This window comes from Stenotrophomonas sp. CASM110 (genome assembly GCF_049384345.1).
GTDB classification, from domain to species: domain Bacteria; phylum Pseudomonadota; class Gammaproteobacteria; order Xanthomonadales; family Xanthomonadaceae; genus Stenotrophomonas; species Stenotrophomonas muris.
Window position 1 is genome coordinate 184,408 of record NZ_JBMRGI010000006.1, and the last position, 18,320, is coordinate 202,727.

At 67.2% G+C, this 18,320-nt stretch carries 21 protein-coding genes and 2 tRNA genes; 15 read left to right on the forward strand and 8 right to left on the reverse strand.

Annotated elements, in window-relative coordinates; genetic code table 11:
* The first annotated feature begins 1 nt into the window (after position 1).
* From trpD to VG561_RS07105, 3 genes are all read left to right on the forward strand, one after another.
* The gene (gene trpD, locus VG561_RS07095) at positions 2 to 1,033 is read left to right on the forward strand and encodes an anthranilate phosphoribosyltransferase (protein WP_049440043.1); all 1,032 of its coding nucleotides are present in this window, start codon (positions 2 to 4) and stop codon (positions 1,031 to 1,033) included.
* Between the two features lie 74 nt (positions 1,034 to 1,107).
* Positions 1,108 to 1,902, forward strand: a complete 795-nt coding sequence (gene trpC, locus VG561_RS07100; RefSeq protein WP_032960709.1) for an indole-3-glycerol phosphate synthase TrpC — start codon at positions 1,108 to 1,110, stop codon at positions 1,900 to 1,902.
* Complete coding sequence (locus tag VG561_RS07105) at positions 1,899 to 2,615, forward strand: haloacid dehalogenase-like hydrolase (RefSeq protein ID WP_005419826.1); 717 nt, start codon at positions 1,899 to 1,901, stop codon at positions 2,613 to 2,615. The genes trpC and VG561_RS07105 overlap by 4 nt, the downstream gene beginning before the upstream one ends.
* 112 nt (positions 2,616 to 2,727) lie before the next feature.
* Here the strand turns inward: VG561_RS07105 and VG561_RS07110 are convergent, their stop codons facing one another.
* Together VG561_RS07110 and crp are read right to left on the reverse strand one after the other, a co-directional pair.
* On the reverse strand, positions 2,728 to 3,489 hold the full coding sequence (locus tag VG561_RS07110; RefSeq protein ID WP_010482650.1) for a sulfite exporter TauE/SafE family protein: 762 nt from the start codon (positions 3,487 to 3,489) through the stop codon (positions 2,728 to 2,730).
* A 62-nt stretch (positions 3,490 to 3,551) separates the two neighbouring features.
* Positions 3,552 to 4,241 (reverse strand): cAMP-activated global transcriptional regulator CRP, encoded by a 690-nt coding sequence (crp, locus tag VG561_RS07115; protein WP_010482649.1) that lies wholly within the window; start codon positions 4,239 to 4,241, stop codon positions 3,552 to 3,554.
* 149 nt (positions 4,242 to 4,390) lie between these two features.
* Here crp and speD point away from each other — a divergent pair, with 149 nt between their 5' ends.
* Complete coding sequence (gene speD / locus VG561_RS07120) at positions 4,391 to 5,185, forward strand: adenosylmethionine decarboxylase (protein WP_014648662.1); 795 nt, start codon at positions 4,391 to 4,393, stop codon at positions 5,183 to 5,185.
* 167 nt (positions 5,186 to 5,352) lie between these two features.
* Complete coding sequence (locus tag VG561_RS07125) at positions 5,353 to 5,673, forward strand: DMT family transporter (RefSeq protein WP_005419816.1); 321 nt, start codon at positions 5,353 to 5,355, stop codon at positions 5,671 to 5,673.
* An 81-nt stretch (positions 5,674 to 5,754) separates the two neighbouring features.
* Here VG561_RS07125 and coq7 read toward each other — a convergent pair whose 3' ends face one another.
* The gene (gene coq7 / locus VG561_RS07130) at positions 5,755 to 6,399 is read right to left on the reverse strand and encodes a 2-polyprenyl-3-methyl-6-methoxy-1,4-benzoquinone monooxygenase (RefSeq protein WP_049440046.1); all 645 of its coding nucleotides are present in this window, start codon (positions 6,397 to 6,399) and stop codon (positions 5,755 to 5,757) included.
* 196 nt (positions 6,400 to 6,595) lie between these two features.
* Here coq7 and rplM point away from each other — a divergent pair, with 196 nt between their 5' ends.
* Positions 6,596 to 7,024 (forward strand): 50S ribosomal protein L13, encoded by a 429-nt coding sequence (gene rplM, locus VG561_RS07135; protein ID WP_005414692.1) that lies wholly within the window; start codon positions 6,596 to 6,598, stop codon positions 7,022 to 7,024.
* A 2-nt stretch (positions 7,025 to 7,026) separates the two neighbouring features.
* Positions 7,027 to 7,419, forward strand: a complete 393-nt coding sequence (gene rpsI, locus VG561_RS07140) for a 30S ribosomal protein S9 (protein ID WP_005411311.1) — start codon at positions 7,027 to 7,029, stop codon at positions 7,417 to 7,419.
* 323 nt (positions 7,420 to 7,742) lie between these two features.
* Here the strand turns inward: rpsI and VG561_RS07145 are convergent.
* Positions 7,743 to 7,817, reverse strand: a tRNA-Gln gene (locus tag VG561_RS07145).
* A gap of 55 nt (positions 7,818 to 7,872) precedes the next feature.
* Positions 7,873 to 7,949 (reverse strand) — tRNA-Met (locus VG561_RS07150).
* Positions 7,950 to 8,070: 121 nt separating this feature from the next.
* Between VG561_RS07150 and VG561_RS07155 the strand changes: the two genes are divergently transcribed.
* From VG561_RS07155 to bfr, 3 genes are all read left to right on the forward strand, one after another.
* On the forward strand, positions 8,071 to 8,691 hold the full coding sequence (locus VG561_RS07155) for an RNA pyrophosphohydrolase (protein ID WP_014648660.1): 621 nt from the start codon (positions 8,071 to 8,073) through the stop codon (positions 8,689 to 8,691).
* Between the two features lie 108 nt (positions 8,692 to 8,799).
* Entirely contained in the window at positions 8,800 to 9,009 is a 210-nt protein-coding gene (locus tag VG561_RS07160; protein ID WP_005411309.1) for a (2Fe-2S)-binding protein, read from the forward strand.
* Between the two features lie 142 nt (positions 9,010 to 9,151).
* Positions 9,152 to 9,622 carry a bacterioferritin gene (gene bfr, locus VG561_RS07165; RefSeq protein ID WP_005419804.1) on the forward strand — a complete coding sequence of 157 codons (471 nt, stop codon included), beginning with the start codon at positions 9,152 to 9,154 and terminating at the stop codon, positions 9,620 to 9,622.
* A 1-nt stretch (position 9,623) separates the two neighbouring features.
* On the opposite strand, the gene VG561_RS07170 is transcribed toward bfr, so the two are convergent.
* Genes VG561_RS07170 through VG561_RS07180 form a run of 3 tightly spaced genes read right to left on the reverse strand, consistent with a single transcriptional unit; the run spans position 9,624 to position 14,417 of the window.
* Positions 9,624 to 11,864, reverse strand: a complete 2,241-nt coding sequence (locus VG561_RS07170; protein ID WP_142235101.1) for an ATP-binding protein — start codon at positions 11,862 to 11,864, stop codon at positions 9,624 to 9,626.
* 1 nt (position 11,865) lies between these two features.
* On the reverse strand, positions 11,866 to 13,755 hold the full coding sequence (locus tag VG561_RS07175) for an EAL domain-containing protein (protein WP_423179495.1): 1,890 nt from the start codon (positions 13,753 to 13,755) through the stop codon (positions 11,866 to 11,868).
* Between the two features lie 44 nt (positions 13,756 to 13,799).
* Positions 13,800 to 14,417 (reverse strand): DUF4126 domain-containing protein, encoded by a 618-nt coding sequence (locus VG561_RS07180; RefSeq protein WP_014648657.1) that lies wholly within the window; start codon positions 14,415 to 14,417, stop codon positions 13,800 to 13,802.
* 179 nt (positions 14,418 to 14,596) lie between these two features.
* On the opposite strand from VG561_RS07180, the gene VG561_RS07185 reads away from it, so the two are divergent.
* The 5 genes from VG561_RS07185 (at position 14,597) to ampE (ending at position 18,314) form a co-directional block, all read left to right on the forward strand.
* Positions 14,597 to 15,340, forward strand: a complete 744-nt coding sequence (locus VG561_RS07185; protein WP_005411304.1) for a DUF6776 family protein — start codon at positions 14,597 to 14,599, stop codon at positions 15,338 to 15,340.
* Between the two features lie 4 nt (positions 15,341 to 15,344).
* Positions 15,345 to 15,809 carry a bactofilin family protein gene (locus VG561_RS07190; RefSeq protein WP_049440055.1) on the forward strand — a complete coding sequence of 155 codons (465 nt, stop codon included), beginning with the start codon at positions 15,345 to 15,347 and terminating at the stop codon, positions 15,807 to 15,809.
* A 31-nt stretch (positions 15,810 to 15,840) separates the two neighbouring features.
* Positions 15,841 to 16,233, forward strand: coding sequence for an iron-sulfur cluster insertion protein ErpA (gene erpA / locus VG561_RS07195; protein WP_005419789.1), 393 nt, complete (start codon positions 15,841 to 15,843; stop codon positions 16,231 to 16,233).
* A gap of 153 nt (positions 16,234 to 16,386) precedes the next feature.
* Positions 16,387 to 17,292, forward strand: coding sequence for an NAD(+) diphosphatase (gene nudC, locus VG561_RS07200; RefSeq protein ID WP_014648655.1), 906 nt, complete (start codon positions 16,387 to 16,389; stop codon positions 17,290 to 17,292).
* Between the two features lie 134 nt (positions 17,293 to 17,426).
* Positions 17,427 to 18,314: a regulatory signaling modulator protein AmpE gene (ampE, locus tag VG561_RS07205; protein ID WP_014648654.1), complete on the forward strand. Its 888-nt coding sequence runs from the start codon at positions 17,427 to 17,429 to the stop codon at positions 18,312 to 18,314.
* Positions 18,315 to 18,320 lie beyond the last annotated feature (6 nt).

Below are 18,320 nucleotides of genomic sequence, written 5' to 3' on the forward strand. Positions count from 1 at the left end.
CATGAGCTTCTCCCCCCAGGAAGCCCTGCATCGCACCATCGAACACCGCGAAATCTTTTTCGACGAAATGGTCGACCTGATGCGGCAGATCATGCGCGGCGACGTCTCGCCGATGATGACCGCGGCGATCCTGACCGGGCTGCGCGTGAAGAAGGAGACCGTGGACGAAATCGCCGCGGCGGCCACCGTGATGCGTGAATTCGCCCGGCCAGTGCCGGTGGCCGATACCTCCAACCTGGTTGATATCGTCGGTACCGGTGGCGATGGCTCGCACACCTTCAACATCTCCACCTGCTCGATGTTCGTCGCGGCCGCTGCCGGCGCGCGCGTGGCCAAGCATGGCAACCGCAGCGTGTCTTCCAAGTCCGGCAGTGCCGACGCGCTGGAAGCGCTGGGCGCGGTGATCGAACTGCAGCCGGATCAGGTGGCCGCCGCCATCGAGCAGACCGGCATCGGTTTCATGTTCGCGCCGATCCACCATCCTTCGATGAAGGTCGTTGCGCCGGTACGCCGCGAGATGGGCGTGCGCACCATCTTCAACATCCTCGGCCCGCTGACCAATCCGGCCAGCGCGCCGTCGGTGCTGATGGGCGTGTTCCATCCCGATCTGGTGGGCATCCAGGCCCGCGTGCTGCGCGAGCTGGGCACCGAGCGCGCCATGGTGGTCTGGGGCCGCGACAACATGGACGAGATCTCGCTGGGTGCCGGCACGCTGGTGGGCGAACTGCGCGACGGCAAGGTGCGCGAGTACGAGATCCACCCGGAGGACTTCGGCATCGCCATGTCGGCCAGCCGCAACCTGCGCGTGGACAGCCCGGAGCAGTCCATCCAGATGCTGCGCGCGGTACTGGACAATGAGCCCGGCCCGGCGCTGGACATCGTTGCGTTGAATGCCGGCGCCGCGCTGTACGTTGCCGGCGTGGCCAGCGACATCGGCGACGGCCTGGCCCGCGCCCGTGCCGCCATCGCCAACGGCAGTGCCCGCCAGCGCCTGCAGCAGTATGTTGAGACCACCCGCGCGCTGGTTGCCTGAGCGCGCGGTTCAGCCTGACCCCGTCGATGGCCGATAATGGCCGTCCTCACCGCCCCCGCACCGAACCGAAGACGATGAGCGACATCCTGCAGACGATCCTGGCCCGCAAGGCCGAAGAAGTGGCCCAGCGCCGCGCCCAGCGCCCGCTCGAGGCGCTGCAGGCCGCCGTGGCCGGCGCCCCGCCGGTACGTGGCTTTGTGCGCGCCTTGCAGGCGGCGGTGGCCAACGGCGATCCAGCGGTGATCGCCGAGGTGAAGAAGGCCAGCCCGTCCAAGGGCGTCATCCGCCCGGACTTCCGCCCGGCCGACATCGCCGTCAGCTACGAGTTCGGCGGCGCCAGCTGCCTGTCGGTGCTGACCGACGTGGACTTCTTCCAGGGCGCCGACGCCTACCTGCAGCAGGCGCGCGAGGCGTGCACGCTGCCGGTGCTGCGCAAGGACTTCGTCATCGACGCCTACCAGGTGTACGAGGCACGCGTGCTGGGCGCCGACTGCATCCTGCTGATCGTCGCCGCGCTGGACGACACCCAGCTGGCCACGCTGTCCGAACTGGCGCTGTCGCTGGGCATGGACGTGCTGGTGGAAGTGCACGACATCGACGAGCTGGAGCGTGCGCTGCAGGTGCCGGCGCCGATGATCGGCATCAACAACCGCAACCTGCGCACGTTCGAAGTGTCGCTGCAGACCACGCTGGACATGCAGAACGCGGTGCCGCGTGACCGCCTGCTGGTCACCGAGAGCGGCATCCTTGGCCCGCAGGACGTGGCGCTGATGCGTGACGCCGGCATCCATGCCTTCCTCGTCGGCGAAGCCTTCATGCGCGTGGAAGAGCCGGGCGAGGGCCTGCGTCAGCTATTCTTCGCGGCATGACAACGCACTATCCAACGCCGCGCGAGGATGCGCCGCTGGTGGTCTTCGACTTCGACCACACCCTGTACGACGGCGATTCGGGCACCCACCTGTTCGCCTCGCTGATCAAGCGCAACCCGCTGCGCATGCTGGCGGCGCTGCTGGTCACGCCGATCGCCGGGCCGATGGTGGCGATGCTGCCGACCCGTCGCGCGGGCATCTCGGTCTATGTGTGGATCGGCAGCTTCGGCCTGCACCGTGCGCGTGACTTCAACAAGGTGATCGACGCCTATGTGCTGCGCAACCAGGCGCAGATGCGCGCCAAGCTGCTGCCGCAGGCGCTGGAAGTGTTCGCCGCGCACCGCGCCAAGGGCGACCGCGTGGTGGTTGCCACAGGTGCGCCGCCGGAGCTGGCGCGCGCGATCCTGGCTTTCGTGGCCCACCAGGACGTACCGGTGATCGGCACCGAGGTCGGCCCACGGCTGGGCGGCGTCGGCCCGACCCGCCACTGCCACAATGAAGAGAAGATGCGCATGCTGCGCGAGCGCGGCTACGGCGACATCGATATCGCCTATTCCGACAGCACCGCCGACCTGCCGCTGCTGCTGGCGGCCAAGGCGCCGGTAGTGGTGAACCCGAAGCCGGGCCGGGTGGCGTTCTTCCGCCGCGTGCTGCCGGCGGGTACCCGCATCCTCAACTGGGGTTGCGTGGACCGGGGCGGCGACAAGGCCTGATCCCGCCGCACGGTGATGGATCTGCCGGCCAGCGGCCGGCACTACCCCTCTCCGTCGCGGTTGTGCCGGCGCTTCTCTGTCCCGGTAGTGCCGGCCGCTGGCCGGCAAACGCTCAGCGGTACAGGTGCCCGTACACCGCGTGGCCAATCTGGAACAGGCTGATCCCCAGCACCAGCACGCCGACGGCCACCAGCACCCAGCGCTCCTTCACCCGCTTGACCAGGATGGCGGCTACCGGCGCGGCCATCATGCCGCCGATCAGCAGGCCGGCGACGATCTGCAGGTGCTGCACCCCCATCGACAGCAGGAAGGTCGCCGACACCGTCAGCGTGACCACGAACTCCGCCGCATTGACCGTGCCGATCGTGGTGCGCGCCTGGCCACCCCGGGCGAGCAGGGTGGACGTGGCGATCGGCCCCCAGCCGCCGCCACCGCTGGCGTCGAGCAGGCCCGCGAAGAAGCCCAGCACCGGTACCCGGCGGATCTCGCCCTTGGGCATCCAGCGTCCGGCCGCGCGGGCGAGGATGATGATCGCCAGCACCAGCAGGTACAGGTAGATCAGTGGCCGGATGATCTCGCCCGGGATCTGCGTGAGCACGTACGCGCCCACGGCACCGCCCACCGCGCCAGGCAGGGCCAGGCGCAGGAACAGGCGCTTATCGACATTTCCGGCTGCGAGGTGCGACACACCCGAGGCGCCAGTGGTGAACACTTCAGCGGTGTGGATGCTGGCGCTGACCTGCGCCGGGGGCAGGCCCATGCTCAGCATCACCGACGAAGACACCAGGCCGAACGCCATGCCCAGCGCGCCGTCGACCAGCTGTGCGCCCAGGCCGATGAGGATGAACCACCAGAATTCGCTGCTCAGTTCCATGCCCCGAGCCTAGCGCGCGAAGGAGTGCGGACCAAGGTCCGCACCCACCGGGTGCTCAACGGTCAACGGGTGCCGTACAGCACCACGGTCTTGCCACGGGCATGCAGCAGGCCGTCGGTCTGCAGCTTCTTCAGCACGCGGCCGGCCATTTCCCGCGAGCAGCCGACCAGGCGTGCCAGCTCCTGGCGGGAGACGCGCAGCTGGCTGCCCTGCGGATGGCTCATCGCCTCTGGTTCCTGCGCCAGGTCGTGCAGGGTGCGCACGATCCGGTCGGTAACGTCCAGGAATGCCAGGCGGCTGGCCTTGCGGCTGGTGTCGAGCAGGCGCTTGGAGATCTGCTGGCCCAGCGCGTACAGCAGGCGCGGGGCGTCGGCCGACAGCGGGCCGAGGAACAGCTGATGCAGGCGCTCGTAGCTGATTTCAGCCAGCTCGCAGGCGGTACGGGTCCGCAGGATCACCTCGCGGCGGTCCGATTCGACGAACAGGCCCATCTCGCCGACGAACTCGCCGGCACCGAAGTAGCCCAGCACAAGCTCGCGATCGTCATCTTCCTCGGCCATGATCGAAACCGAGCCGCTGATGACGTAATACAGGGTTCCCGCCGGGTCACCGGGTCGGAAGACGTCGGTACGGGTGGGATATCGCCGCCTGTGGCTGTGCGCCAGAAAACGATCGATTGTGGCGATATCCAGGGCCAGTGGACTGCTAGCTAGGCGCACGGTTGACACGATAGGGGCGCTCCCTCTGCGCATGAACGGATTCACGGGGTCGATAGCGGAGCTTAACCAGCGCAATTGTTAAGGGCAAACAGTGTGCCAGAACTCTTGCGTCTTCACGTTCCCCCCGGGGGCAGTTTGCCCCATAATTCCCCCTTTCCCTTCTTACACAGGAATCGACCGCCGTGGTCAAGCCGTTGCCTCGCCTGAGGCTGCAGGGTTTCAACAACCTCACCAAGGCGCTGAGCTTCAACATCTATGACGTGTGTTACGCGCGCACCGAAGAGGAGCGTCAGCGTTACATTGAATACATCGATGAAGAGTACAACGCCGACAGGCTGACTCAAATCTTGACCGATGTCGCCGAGATCATCGGCGCCAACATCCTGAACGTGGCCCGCCAGGACTACGACCCGCAGGGTGCCTCGGTGACCATCCTGATCTCCGAAGAGCCGGTGATCGACAAGAAGCAGGCCGGCAAGGAACTGATTCCCGACGCCGTGGTCGCGCACATGGACAAGAGCCACATCACTGTCCATACCTACCCGGAAACCCATCCGCAGGAAGGCATTGCGACGTTCCGCGCGGACATCGACGTGGCGACCTGTGGCGTCATTTCGCCGCTGAAGGCCCTGAACTACCTGATCGAGAGCCTGGAATCGGACATCGTGATCATGGACTACCGTGTCCGTGGCTTCACCCGCGATGTGAAGGGCAAGAAGCATTACATCGATCACAAGATCAACTCGATCCAGAACTTCCTGGCCAAGAACATCAAGTCGCGTTACGAGATGTTCGACGTCAACGTCTACCAGGAAAACATCTTCCACACGAAGATGCACCTGAAGGACTTCGACCTGGACCAGTACCTGTTCGAGGAAAAGGCCAAGAACCTGTCGTTCAAGGAACGCATGAAGATCGAAGCGCTGCTCAAGCGCGAGATCGAAGAGCTGTTCCACGGCCGGAACCTGTCCGAGTAAGCCCCATGTGCGATGCCCGCAGGCATCGCCGCCCAGGCGGGACGACCCGCCCCGTGGAACCAGTGCCTCGCACGCGTTACGGTTCCACGGTGATGTACCGACCCACGGCCCGGTGTGAAAACACCGGGCCGTTTCGTTTTTCCCAAAAAGGTAAGGAGCCCCCACCCATGCCCTGGATCTATCTGCTGCTGGCCGGCCTGTTCGAGATCGGTTTCGCCCTCGGAATGAAGTACTCCGAAGGCTTCAGCAAACCCCTGCCCACCGTTGCCACGGTGGTGTCCGCCCTGATCAGCCTGTACCTGATGAGCCAGGCGATGAAGAGCATCCCGGTCGGCACCGCCTACGCGATCTGGACCGGCATCGGCGCCATGGGCGTGGCGGTGCTGGGCATCTATCTGTTCAACGACAGTGCGTCGCCGGCCCGCCTGGCCTGCGTGGGCCTGATCGTAGCCGGTGTGATCGGCCTGAAGCTGGTCTCGCCCAACTGATTGATGGCCCGACCAACGGTCGGGCCCCACCGTCGCCCCCGCACCTCCTGGTAGGCCCGCACCGTTGGTGCGGGCGACCCTTCAAATGCGGTAGGCGATGGTCTTCATCACCCTGGAAGCCAGCGCCATCGCGCCCGGGATCGGGAATGGCAGGCGGCGTGCGCCGGCCTGTTCGGCGTGCTCCGCATGGCGGGCCTCGTCCTCCTTCATCACCTGGATGACCGCGCGGCTGCGCAGATCGCCGGCCGGCAGGTCGACCAGGTGCTCGTCCAGATGGGCTTCCACCTGGCGCTCGGTTTCAACCACGAAGCCCAGGTTCCAGCCGTCGCCGCGCAGACCCGCCAGGGTGCCGATGGTGTAGCTGCCGGCGTACCACAGCGGATTGAACAGGCTCGGGCGGCTGTCCAGTTCATCCAGCCGGGTCGCGCACCAGGCCAGGTGATCGGTCTCTTCCTGGGCCGCTTCCAGCAGGTGTTCACGGGTGGCCGGGTCGCGGGCCACGGCCGCCTGGCCGAAGTACAGGCCCTGTGCGCAGACCTCGCCGACATGGTTGATCCGCATCAGCCCCGCGGCGTGGCGGCGCTCGGCGCGGCCCATGCCCGGCTCGCCGGTGCCTGCGGCCGGGTAGGGGCGGGCCGCCGGAGGGTTGCCGAACACCGTGTCCAGGGCGCGCTGCGCCTCGGTCAGCAGGTGGTCCAGCGGGGTGGTCTGGCGGAGCACGGTCATGGCGGCACGCGGTGGGGCGGGAGACCCGCCGATTCTCGCCCGCCCCCGCTCCCCTGCCAACCCGGGGCAGGGCCAGCTTGCACCGAGGGCGTGACCTGCGTACAATCCCGCCTCTTGCGCTTCACCTTTCACAACGCGTGGCAGAGTTCCGGCGAGTCCTTCGCCGCAATGAGCCCGACCTAACCTAGAGTTCTTCATGAGCACTTTCACTGCCAAGAACGAGACCGTCCAGCGCGACTGGTACCTCGTCGACGCCGAGGGCAAGACCCTGGGCCGTCTCGCCACCGAGCTGGCCCGCCGTCTGCGCGGCAAGCACAAGCCGGTCTACACCCCCCACGTTGATACCGGCGACTACCTGGTCGTCATCAATGCAGAAAAGATTGCCGTCACCGGCAAGAAGCTGCAGGACAAGATGTATCACCGTTTCACCGGCTACATCGGCAACCTGAAGACCGAATCCCTGGCCCAGGCGCTGGAGCGCCACCCGGAGCGCGTGATCGAGATCGCCGTGAAGGGCATGCTGCCGAAGGGCCCGCTGGGTCGCCAGATGTACCGCAAGCTCAAGGTCTACGCCGGCACTGAGCATCCGCACGCCGCACAGCAGCCGCAGGTTCTGGATATCTAATCATGGCTATCACTCAAAACTACGGCACTGGCCGCCGCAAGTCCTCCACCGCTCGCGTGTTCCTGCGCAAGGGTTCGGGCAACATCACCGTCAATGGTCGTCCGCTGGACGAGTTCTTCGGTCGTGAGACCGCGCGCATGATCGTGCGCCAGCCGCTCGAGCTGACCAAGAACACCGAAAGCTTCGACATCCTGGTCACCGCCGCTGGCGGCGGCACCACCGGCCAGGCCGGTGCGATCCGCCTGGGCATCGCCCGTGCGCTGGTCGAGTACGACGAAACCCTGAAGTCCGAGCTGCGCAAGGCCGGCTTCATGACCCGTGACGCCCGTGAAGTCGAGCGTAAGAAGGTCGGTCTGCACAAGGCCCGCCGCGCCACCCAGTTCTCCAAGCGCTGATTTACCGCGCCTGGTTGGGCTCCTGCGGGAGCCCGCTGGTTGGAAAAGCAAAAGCCCGGCTTCGGCCGGGCTTTTGTCGTTTTGGAGTCAGGCATTTCGTGGTTGCCGGCCAGCGGCCGGCACTACCCGGGGTTTCGCATCTCGGAAGGGGTGGGGTCAGAGCCTTCTCCTTTGGAAAAGGATCCGACCCCGGGCCTCTCTCTGGAGAAGAGCCCCCTTGATGTTCAAGGGGGCGCGCCGACAGGCGCGGGGATAAGGTGGGATGCGCGACCAAATTAAAAGCAAAAGGCCAGATCTTTCGATCTGGCCTTTTGCTTTTAATTTGGCTGCCCCGGATGGATTCGAACCACCGAATGCCTGAGTCAGAGTCAGGTGCCTTACCGCTTGGCGACGGGGCAAAACGTGCGACTATTTTCTCACTTTTCACACTGAAAAACAACTTGATTTTCAGTGTGGTGGCTATGGGTGGACTCGAACCACCGACCCCAGCATTATGAGTGCTGTGCTCTAACCGGCTGAGCTACATAGCCTTGGTGAGCCCGCTATTCTGCGGATGTGTATCGACCCTGTCAACACTTTTGTGTCGTGCTTGTGGGCCGACAGAGGGCATGGGATAGTCCCGACCAGTAGATTTTCTTAGGAGTCCGCATCGTGATCGATCCGGACGGCTATCGACCGAACGTCGGCATCGTGCTGATGCGGCAGGACGGCCAGGTGTTCTGGGCACGACGCGTGCGCCGGGATGGCTGGCAGTTCCCGCAGGGTGGCATGAACACCGACGAGACGCCTGTCGAGGCCATGTATCGTGAACTGCAGGAAGAGACCGGCCTGCTGCCTGAGCATGTGGAAGTGCTCGGGGCCACGCCCGGCTGGCTGCGCTACAAGCTGCCGGCGCGGGCCATCCGCCGCAACGAGCGGCAGGTCTGCATCGGCCAGAAACAGGTCTGGTTCCTGCTGCGCCTGACCGGCGACGAATCCCACGTGACGCTGGACCACACCGACTCGCCCGAGTTCGACCACTGGCGCTGGGTCGACTTCTGGTACCCGGTAGAGCACGTGGTGATGTTCAAACGCGGCGTCTATGCGCGTGCCCTGCGACACCTGGCGCCACTGGCGCGCGGCGTGGCCGGGCAGGGCGTCACCGCCATGCCCAAGAGCGCCGCCGAGGCCTGGATGCCGGGCCACACCGCCGGGCACGACCGCCCGCGCAAGCGCCCGCGGACCCGAGGGTACTGGCCGAAGAAGGTCACGGGCGACGGCCCGGCCAGCTGACCGGCTGAACGGTATCGAGAATGGTTCAGGTCTCTGATTGACAACCATTCTCGTTTCCATTGGAATAGCCACCAGGCCGCTTCTGGCCTGTCAGCCCGGTTCCCGCCTGTGTACGTCTGCATCTGCAACGGAGTCACCGACCACCAGATCCGCGAAGCCGCCAGCCATGGCGTGAGCACGGTGGCCGAACTGACCATGCGTACCGGTTGTGGTGCCACCTGCGGTTCCTGCCTGGACATGGCCGGCGACCTGCTGGCCAAGGCACGTGCGACCCACGATCTGCCGCTGCCGGTATTGGGCCTGGCGCAGGTCGCCTGATCGCCTTTTCGCGGCGCGTTGACGCCGCGCTTTCGCATCCTTCACCCTCGGCCGCGCAGGCCAATGCGCACGATTCGCGTTCCTTCACGAGCGCACGCGAGGCGCTAAAGTGCCTGCGTTTTCAGCGTGCAGGAGCACCCCCATGAAGGGCGACACCAAGGTCATCGAATTCCTCAACAAGGTCCTCTACAACGAGCTGACCGCGATCAACCAGTACTTCCTGCACGCCAAGATGCTGAAGAACTGGGGCATCAAGGAACTGGCCGAACACGAGTACAAGGAATCGATCGACGAGATGAAGCATGCCGACATGCTCGCCGACCGCATCCTGTTCCTTGAAGGCCTGCCGAATTTCCAGGCGCTGGGCAAGCTGCGCATCGGCGAGAACCCGACCGAGATCCTGCAGTGCGACCTGTCGCTGGAACGCGATGGCGTGGTCACCCTGCGCGAGGCCGTGGCCTATTCCGATTCGGTTGGCGACTACGTCAGCCGCCAGCTGTTCGTGAAGATCCTCGATTCGGAAGAGGAGCACATCGACTGGCTGGAAACCCAGCTGGACCTGATCGAGCGTATCGGCGAGCCGAAGTACCTGCTGAGCAAGCTGGAAGAGTGAGTCAGCCGCCCTGGCCGGCGCGGTGCTGTGCCAGGTAGCCCGTCAGTGCAACACGCGCCCGGGCGAATTCCGCAACCAGCAGCGCCACCGCCACCGCGGGGCGCTGCAGGCTGCCACTACGGGCTTCGTGCTCGATCCGCTGCGCGATCGCCGACAGCGACAATGCGCCGACGTTTGCACTCGATGACTTCAGGCTGTGCGCTGTGGCCTGCAAGCGCAGCTCATCGCCGTTCTGCGCGGCCAGCTGCAACTGCTGCACCATCACCGGCGCATCTTCAAGAAAGACCATGACGATCTGGGTGGCAGCGTCGCCGATCACGGTGTGCAGTTCATCCAGCACGTCGCGGTCGATCACCGGTTTCGGCGCGGCTTGGCTTGTCGTCTCCTGTAGAGCCGAGCCATGCTCGGCTGATGGAGTGGGAGTGCCACTGGCCGTCAGCCGAGCATGGCTCGGCTCTACAGACGGCTCCACAGAAAATTGTCCAGGTGATGCAGCTTTGCCGCCACCCCAACGCAGCAGCAGCGCATGCAGCGTGGCGCGCGCGATCGGCTTGGACAGGTAATCGTCCATGCCCGCCTGCAGGCAGCGCTCGCGGTCACCGGCCATGGCGTTGGCGGTCATGGCGATGATCGGCAGGCGCGCGCGCCCGGTCTCCACTTCTTCGGCGCGCCAGCGGCGCGTGGCGGCGTAGCCGTCCAGCACCGGCATCTGGCAATCCATCAACACGATGTCCACGCCGCCTTCGCGGAGGGCGGCCAGCGCCTGCTCGCCATCGGCGGCGTTGCGCACTTCGCACTGGAACACGCGCAGCAGTTGTTCGGCGACCATCCGGTTGACCGTATTATCCTCCACCAGCAGCACACGCAGATGCAACGGCGGCAGCGTGGCAGCCGGTTGCTCGTTGTCCGCGCTGGCCAGCAGCGCAGCGGGGCGGGCGGGGGCGACCGGTGCAGCCAGCAGTGCATGCAGGGCCGCATCGTCGAAGTGCGGGGGCAGCTGGCGCTGGCGCTGGCGTTGTGGAAGTGCGCCCTCCTGCAGCCACAGCACCTGCAGCGCATCGTCGTCACCACGTTCACTCAGCGCCAGCTGCAGCGTGGCCTCACCGTTGCGGCGTGCGCGGGCATCGACCAGCAGCCATGCCGGTGCCGGTTGTCCGGGCCGCGCGGGAGCGCGCAGGCGCTCGACCACGGCATCCAGCTGTGCCAGCACCTGCACCTGCAGCCCATGGTGGGCGGCGATGCGCTCGATACGTGCCTGCAGCGTTGCATCGGCACTGAACAGCAGCAGCGGTGCCGGTGCGCGCGCCATCGCCGGCAGGTCGCCAGCGACCTTCAGCAGCGGGATCTCGAACCAGAAGGTTGCGCCCTGGCCCGGCGTGGAGTGCACGCCGATGTGCCCGTGCATCAGGTCGATGATGCGCTTGCAGATGGCCAGGCCCAGGCCGGTGCCGCCATAGATGCGGGTGGTGGATGCGTCGGCCTGGCTGAAGGACTGGAACAGGCGTGCCTGCAGCGCGTCGTCGATGCCGATGCCGGTATCGATGATCTCGAAGCGCAGCTGGTGCTGCGCGGCACTTTCACCCAGACGCAGCACGCGCAGCTGCACCTGGCCGCGGGCGGTGAACTTGATGGCGTTGGCCAGCAGGTTGCTCAGCACCTGGCGCAGGCGCACCGGGTCGCCGCGCACCGGCAGGCGCACCGATGGATCCAGTTGCAGGCCCAGGGCCAGGCCCTTGGCGTCGGCGGCCCGCTGCATCAGCTGTACCACGCCATCGAGCAGGTCGCGCAGGTTGAAGCTGGTGATCTCCAGTTCCAGCGCCTGCGCTTCCAGCCGGGAGTAGTCGAGGATGTCGTCGACGATGCGCAGCAGCTGTTGCGAACTGGCCGAGGCGGTGGCCAGCATCTGCCGCTGGTCTTCGCCCAGCGGCCCGCGTGCGATCAGCTCCAGCATCGGCAGGATGCCGTTGAGCGGGGTGCGGATCTCGTGGCTCATCGTGGCCAGGAACTCGCCCTTGGCCAGCACGGCCGCCTCGGCGGCCTGCTTGGCCTGCAGCAGCTGTTGCTCAAGCTGGCCCTGGCGTTCGGTGGTATGGCGAAGCTGGTCGCGTTCGGCGGCCAGCGCACTGTGCGTGCGCTGCAGCTGGGCCAGCGCATGGTTGCGCGCGCGCAGGCGCAGGCCCAACAGCAGCAGCGCGATGGCGGCCGCAGCAAGGGCAACCAGCAGCACGCCCCACAGCGGCACGTCAGAGCACCGCGTTGTGGAAGTCGAAGTTCAGGTCGCTGCCGGCCGACTGCACCATGTTGCCCTGGATGTAGTCGACGCCGCCTACCCACATCGCCGCTGCAGCCTGCGGATCCTCGATCTGCTGGCCGATGATCTGCAGTCCGGCGGCATGGGCCTGTTCGATCGTCTTGCGCAGTTCCTCGCGCGTGGCCGGATTGGAGTGGCTGCTGGAGAAGCGCGCAGCCATGCGCACGAACGACAGCGGCAGCTGGGTCAGCAGTGCATCGGCCTCGCCGCTGGGTTCGAACTGGCTCAGGCAGAAGCGCACCCCCGCGCTGGCCATGCGCTGGCAGAACTGCTGCAGCGGCACGGTGTGGATCAGTGCGTCGGGCAGGCGCACGTCGATCACCAGCGCACTGCCAGGCAGGTCACGCTGCTGCAGTGATTCCAGCAGCCAGTCGGCGAAGGCATCGCGCTGCAGGGTGCGCAGCGACTGCGAGACGAACAGGCTCAGCGGCTGCGTTGCGTGCCGGTACAGATCCAGCAGGCCCAGTGCGTGGTCCATCACCTGCTGGTCGAGGTCGGCGATGCGCCCGGCGGCTTCCGCGGCGGGGATCACCTGGCCGGCCGCCAGCACCGTGCCATCGGCCTGGCGCAGGCGCAGCAGCAACTGGTATTGCGCGGTGTTGCCGCCTGCCACGGCGACGATCGGCTGGTAGGCCAGTTCCAGCTGGCCCTCCAGCAGCGCCAGGTGTTCCTGTTCGGTGACCGCCTGGCGATGCACATGGCCCGCCACGCCGGCGCTGAGCAGGCGCGCCTGCAGGGTGGTGCGCTCAACCGCTTCCAGCGCACTGCTGGCATCCTCGAAGCCCGGCGACAGCGGCGCATAGCCGACCACGCCGCGCAGATGCACGGATTCGTCGTCGCGGATCACGAAGGCGCGGGCCGACAGCTGCTCGCGCAGGCTCGCGGCGATGCCTTCGAGGGCGTCCTCGTCGGCGTTGCGGGCCAGTAGCAGGAAGCTGTTGTCGTTCAGCCGCGCCAGCAGGTGCGGATGGCCGGCTTCGGCCAAGCGCTGCCCGGCCTGCACCATCAGCCGTTCAAACGCGGCATAGCCATAGCGTTCGCGCAGGCCCAGCGCACTGGCCACTTCGATGAAGAACACGCCGCCCCGGTCGCGGTGGGCGAGTGCGGTGTTGAGCTGCTGCAGCACATGGTGGCGCGTCGGCAGGCCGGTTTCCGGATTGCTGGTGGCCGGTGCGCCGGTGGCGCCCGGCAGGGTCGCGGCCTGGGCACGCGCGCGGCGGATGCGGTTGGCCACCGCTGCGATCAGGTGGCGCGGCCGGATCGGCTTGCTCAGGTAGTCGTCGGCGCCGCTGTCGAGCACTTCGAACTGGCGCTCTGGATCCGGATCGCCGCTGAGGAACACGATCGGCAGCAGCTGCAGGCCGGGCTGCTGGCGGATCAGCGCGGTCAGGCGCATGCCGTCCAGCCCGGGCAGGTGCAGATCCATCAGGATCAGGTCGGGGCGGTGCTCCTTGATCGCCTGCAGCGCGGCATCGGCATCGCTGTGCACGATCGCCTGCATGCCGGCGCCGTGCAGCACGCTCTGCGCGAACAGCGCCTGGGCGCGATCGTCTTCAACGATCAGCACGCGGTAGGGCGAGTCCGAGGGCGGCGGGGCCAGATCGTTGTTGCCGGCTTCGGCCAGTGCGATCGGGCCGGGCAGCGGCGGCGGTGCGCTGTTGACCGGCGCCGGGGTATCGGTCGCGATGGGCGGCGGGGTCGCAGCCGTCGGTGCGGCCACAGCGGGGCCTACCGCCTCGGGCGCCCAGCGCTGCCAATGATCGGCCGGAGGGGTTTCAGCGCGTCCCGGGCGGGCGCCCGCGGGGGATTCGTTTGCGGCCATCGGTGCTCCTGGTGTTCGCGTCCATTATGCGACAAGCCCGGTGCTCAACCGGTACTGCTGTGCCCCGGCGGTGCTGCCGATGCACCGCGCGCCAGCCAGCGCACGCCCTTCCACAGCGCGCGCCAGACCAGCCACACCAGCAGCGCGCCGGCCAGGCTGCAGGCCAGCACCACCACCAGCGCGATCCACGGGTGTGCCAGGGCCAGCGCCAGGCCACCGACTACCACGGTGTCCTCGGCGGCGGAGGCGACCCAGTTGCTGGCCGGTTCCGGCGAGGTATTGAGCAGCGCGCGGGTACCGGCCTTCAGGCCGTGGCTGGCGAGGGCGACGCCGGCACCGGCGGCGAGTGCGCCGGCGCCGAGCTGACCGTCCGGCGACAGGGTAGCCGCTGCGAGGAACGCGCCGGCCGGCACGCGTGCGAGCGTCTGCACCAGGTCCCAGACCGAGTCCACGCCGGGAATCTTGTCGGCGAAGAACTCGGCGATGGCCAGCGCCGCCGACGTGCCCAGCACCCACCAGGATTCGGTGGCCTGCAGGGCGGGCGGCAGGTCGACCCAGCCGAGCAGGCCGGCAAGGCCGACGCCGAACACGGTGAGGTAGACGCGGATGCCGGCCAGCCAGGCCAGCAGGATGCCGATCACGAACAAGTGGGCTTCGGTCATGGCGATGCTCCGGCGACGGAACTGTGCAGGGGACCACACTATCGACGATGGCATGCCTGAACGCCACAGACCGTGGCCGGCCACGGCGCAGGAAACCCACCCGTCCTGTCATACACTAGCCCGTCGTTTGCCACAGGGGCCGTACCGGTGTCGCCCTCGCGATACCCCGGAAACCACCCATGACCAACCGTCCTCCCATGCGCGTGCAGGTACGCCTGCCCGGCGCGCCGCAACCGCCGGCCGACCGTCGCCGCCTGCTGGTGATCGGCGGCATCTGGCTGCTCAGCCTGGTGCTGGCGGTGCTGGGTGGCTGCTGGATGGCCACGCCACGCGATGCCCAGGGCCAGCGCCTGCAGGCTGCCGAGAAGCGCGCCGAGACGCTGCAGGCGCAGCTGACCGAGCTGCGCCAGAAGCAGGCCACGCTGGAAGCCTCCGACCGCATCAGCCGCGCCGCCAATACCGAGGTGCAGTCCTCGCTGGCCGAGCGCGATGAGGAAATCGCCGGCCTGCGTGCCGACGTTGCCTTCTATGAGCGCCTGGTGGGTTCGACCAGCCAGCGCAAGGGCCTGAACACCCATTCGATCGAGTTCAGCCCGGAAGCGGCCGGCACCTGGCAGTACACCGCCGTGCTGACCCAGAACCTCAACCGCGGCGCCATCAGCCAGGGGCAGATGCGCTTCACCGTGGAAGGCGTGAAGAACGGCAAGCTGGCCACGATCAGCTGGGATGATCTGCACCAGCGCAGCAAGGTGCCGGGACAGGATTACTCGTTCCGGTACTTCCAGCAGCTCACCGGCAGCGTGATGCTGCCGGCTGACTTCACCCCGCAACGCGTGCGGGTGACATTGGGGAGTGGTACGGGGGGTACCACCCAGGTATTCGACTGGAAACAAGCCGGTGCGCCGGCCAGCAAAGGGGAGTAGGCAGATGTTCGGAAGCAGCAAATCCAACCGTGAAGGCCAGCTGGTGGTGGATGCCCTGATCGGCAACCAGGTGGTGATCCGCGGTGATGTGGAATTCAGTGGTGGCCTGTATGTGGAAGGTCGCATCCACGGCAAGGTGATCGCCACCGAAGGCGCCAGCGGCGCGACCCTGACGGTCGCCGAGCATGGCGTGATCGAGGGTGAGATCCGGGCCCAGGTGGTGGTCATCAGCGGCCGTCTGGACGGCGATGTACACGCCACCGAGAAGGTCGAGCTGACCCCCAGCGCACGGGTCAATGGCAACGTCCATTACCAGGTGGTGGAGATGAATGCGGGCGCCCAGCTGAACGGCCGCCTGATCCATGCCAGCGCCCCGATGGCGGCCCTGCCGGCGCCGGAAGGCGATGAGGCCAATGGCAGCAAGGGCGACACCGCCGCACGCCGCAAGCTGGCCGAGGCGATGGCTTGAAAGCCATCCCCGGCACCCCCATGCTGGCACCATGAGCACGCTAGTCTCCCTGCCCGGCGCCACCCCGGTTGCCGCGCCCGATTACCAATCGCTGGAGCGCCCGCTGAACTTCACCGAGTCGGCGGCCGCCAAGGTCAAATCCCTGATCCAGGAAGAGGGCAACCCCGACCTGGCCCTGCGTGTGTACATCGAGGGCGGCGGCTGTTCGGGCTTCCAGTACGGGTTCGAGTTCGACGAGAACCGTGCCGAGGATGACCTGGCGGTACAGACCAGCGGGGTGACCCTGCTGGTCGACCCGCTGAGCCTGCAGTACCTGATGGGCGCCGAGGTGGACTACACCGAGAGCCTGACCGGTGCCCAGTTCGTGATCCGCAACCCGAACGCAAAGACCACCTGCGGCTGCGGCAGCAGCTTCAGCATGTAAGAGGCCTGTGGCCGGAATGTGCCAACCAGGGTTGGCACCTGCCAGAGCGGGCAGATCCACGCCATGCGTGGATGATCCTTCCTGCATCCACAACGGCAGATTGCGCACAGCGCCGACCTTGCCACCCGCATCGATTGGCGGCACGCTTGCAGGATGCCCAATACTCCTTCGCCGCTTTCCGGTTTCGCCTTCGTGGGTGAACCGCTGGAGCGCGCCGATGCCCTGCGCGAAGATGCCGATGCACTGGCGCGCCTGTGGCCGGGCGCGCGCATCCTCGTGCTCGATCAGGACGGCAGCGCCTTCACCGGCGATGACGATCAGCCACTGGCGCTGACCGGCGCCGACATCGGCGGCGGCCCGGGTGCCGCGATCTTCCTCGGCCTGCGCGGAGAGCAGGCGTGGTTCTCGGTTGAAGCCACCAACGTCACCATCAGCGCACCACGCCGGCTTGATCTGCGCCAGGCCGCGCTGCTGTGGTCGATGGCCGATGCGACCGCCTTCAGCTATGCCCGCGGCATGTCGTACTGGCACTCGCGCACCCGCTTCTGCGGCGTGTGCGGCGGCGCCGTGGCGTTTGCCCGTGGTGGCTTCGTCGGCCGCTGCGGGCAGTGTTCCACCGAACACTACCCGCGTGTCGACCCGGCGGTGATCGTCGCCGTGGAAAACCAGGGCCGGCTGCTGCTGGGCCGGCAGTCGAACTGGGCCCCGCGTCGCTACTCGGTGCTGGCCGGCTTCGTCGAACCCGGCGAGACCTTCGAGCAGACCGTGGTGCGCGAAGTCCATGAAGAGAGCAAGGTGCGGGTGACGGCCTGCCAGTACCTCGGTTCGCAGCCCTGGCCGTTCCCGGGTGCGCTGATGGTTGGCTTCCGCGCACAGGCGCAGGATGACCTGCCGACCGTGGACGGTGAGCTGGAAGACGCGCGCTGGTTCAGTGCCGACGAGGTCGGCGCGGCACTGGCGCGCGACGTGGAGGACGATGGCCAGGGTATCCGCCTGTCGCCGCCGATCTCGATTTCGCGCGGCCTGATCGAGCATTGGTACCGGCAGCAGAAGGGCTGAGCCGGGCCGGCTGGGGCGATTGCATTGCCGCCACCTGAACACGGCCCGGGTTACAGTGCGGGTCATCGCGGAGGGCGCCGCTGCGACAGGTAAGGTAGCGGCGCCGAGCGTTCTGTTTCGTAGGGAGACCTGCCATGTTCACCACTCTGGCCGCCGTGCTGGTGGCACTGGCCCTGGGCCATGTTGCTCCGGCCGCTGCTGCCTCGCTGCGCCGTTTCGACGGTTTCCGGCGTTGGCTGGGCTGGCTGGATGCGCGTGGTGGCAAGGCCTGGCAGGGACCGGCCGGCGTTGCCTTGGCACTGCTGCCGCCGCTGTTGCTGATGGTGCTGCTGGCGTGGCTGTTGCGCGGGGTGCTGTTCGGCCTGCCGTCGCTGCTGCTGGGCGTGGCGGTGCTGGCCTGGTGCTGGGGCCCGCGTGACCTGGACCGCGATATCGAGGCCATTATCGATGCCGATGATGCGGCGACGCGGCAGGCTGCAGTGCGCAACCTGCAGTCGGCCGGCGGCAGCCTGCGCGAGGACATTCCGTCACTGGTCGAGGCGACGGTGCTCAACGCACTGCGGCGCTGGTTCGCGGTGCTGTTCTGGTTCCTGTTGCTGGGCCCGGCTGGCGCGCTCGGGTACCGGCTGCTGGCGCTGATGGCGGAGAGCCCGATGCGCGCACGCGTGCCGGTGGAGCCGCTGGCGCTGGCGCAGCGCCTGCTGGGCTGGATCGAGTGGCCGGTGGCGCAGCTGATGGCCTTCTCGATGGCGCTGGTGGGCAATTTCGATACGGCGTGGAAGGCCTGGCGCCAGGCCCATGGCGAACGCCTGGCCGGCAACATCGGGTTCCTTGGCGCGGTGGCGCGGGCCAGCGTCAACGCCGAGCTGCGTGAGGATGCGCACGATTACACCGAGGCAGGGTTGCTGCCGGTGTGGCAGCGGTTGCCGGACCTGCGTGATGCGATGAGCCTGGTGTGGCGGATGCTGCTGCTGTGGCTGGCGGTCCTCGCCCTGCTGGTGATTGCAGGCTGGGTGACGTAGTTGCTT

Bases quoted from the DNA above. Each gene is read 5' to 3' on its own strand.
- trpD (WP_049440043.1), top strand. From the start codon at position 2: ATGAGCTTCTCCCCCCAGGAAGCCCTGCATCGCACCATCGAACACCGC.
- trpC (WP_032960709.1), top strand. From the start codon at position 1,108: ATGAGCGACATCCTGCAGACGATCCTGGCCCGCAAGGCCGAAGAAGTG.
- VG561_RS07105 (WP_005419826.1), top strand. From the start codon at position 1,899: ATGACAACGCACTATCCAACGCCGCGCGAGGATGCGCCGCTGGTGGTC.
- VG561_RS07110 (WP_010482650.1), bottom strand. From the start codon at position 3,489: ATGGAACTGAGCAGCGAATTCTGGTGGTTCATCCTCATCGGCCTGGGC.
- crp (WP_010482649.1), bottom strand. From the start codon at position 4,241: ATGCGCAGAGGGAGCGCCCCTATCGTGTCAACCGTGCGCCTAGCTAGC.
- VG561_RS07125 (WP_005419816.1), top strand. From the start codon at position 5,353: ATGCCCTGGATCTATCTGCTGCTGGCCGGCCTGTTCGAGATCGGTTTC.
- coq7 (WP_049440046.1), bottom strand. From the start codon at position 6,399: ATGACCGTGCTCCGCCAGACCACCCCGCTGGACCACCTGCTGACCGAG.
- rplM (WP_005414692.1), top strand. From the start codon at position 6,596: ATGAGCACTTTCACTGCCAAGAACGAGACCGTCCAGCGCGACTGGTAC.
- rpsI (WP_005411311.1), top strand. From the start codon at position 7,027: ATGGCTATCACTCAAAACTACGGCACTGGCCGCCGCAAGTCCTCCACC.
- bfr (WP_005419804.1), top strand. From the start codon at position 9,152: ATGAAGGGCGACACCAAGGTCATCGAATTCCTCAACAAGGTCCTCTAC.
- VG561_RS07175 (WP_423179495.1), bottom strand. From the start codon at position 13,755: ATGGCCGCAAACGAATCCCCCGCGGGCGCCCGCCCGGGACGCGCTGAA.
- VG561_RS07180 (WP_014648657.1), bottom strand. From the start codon at position 14,417: ATGACCGAAGCCCACTTGTTCGTGATCGGCATCCTGCTGGCCTGGCTG.
- VG561_RS07185 (WP_005411304.1), top strand. From the start codon at position 14,597: ATGACCAACCGTCCTCCCATGCGCGTGCAGGTACGCCTGCCCGGCGCG.
- VG561_RS07190 (WP_049440055.1), top strand. From the start codon at position 15,345: ATGTTCGGAAGCAGCAAATCCAACCGTGAAGGCCAGCTGGTGGTGGAT.
- erpA (WP_005419789.1), top strand. From the start codon at position 15,841: ATGAGCACGCTAGTCTCCCTGCCCGGCGCCACCCCGGTTGCCGCGCCC.
- nudC (WP_014648655.1), top strand. From the start codon at position 16,387: ATGCCCAATACTCCTTCGCCGCTTTCCGGTTTCGCCTTCGTGGGTGAA.
- ampE (WP_014648654.1), top strand. From the start codon at position 17,427: ATGTTCACCACTCTGGCCGCCGTGCTGGTGGCACTGGCCCTGGGCCAT.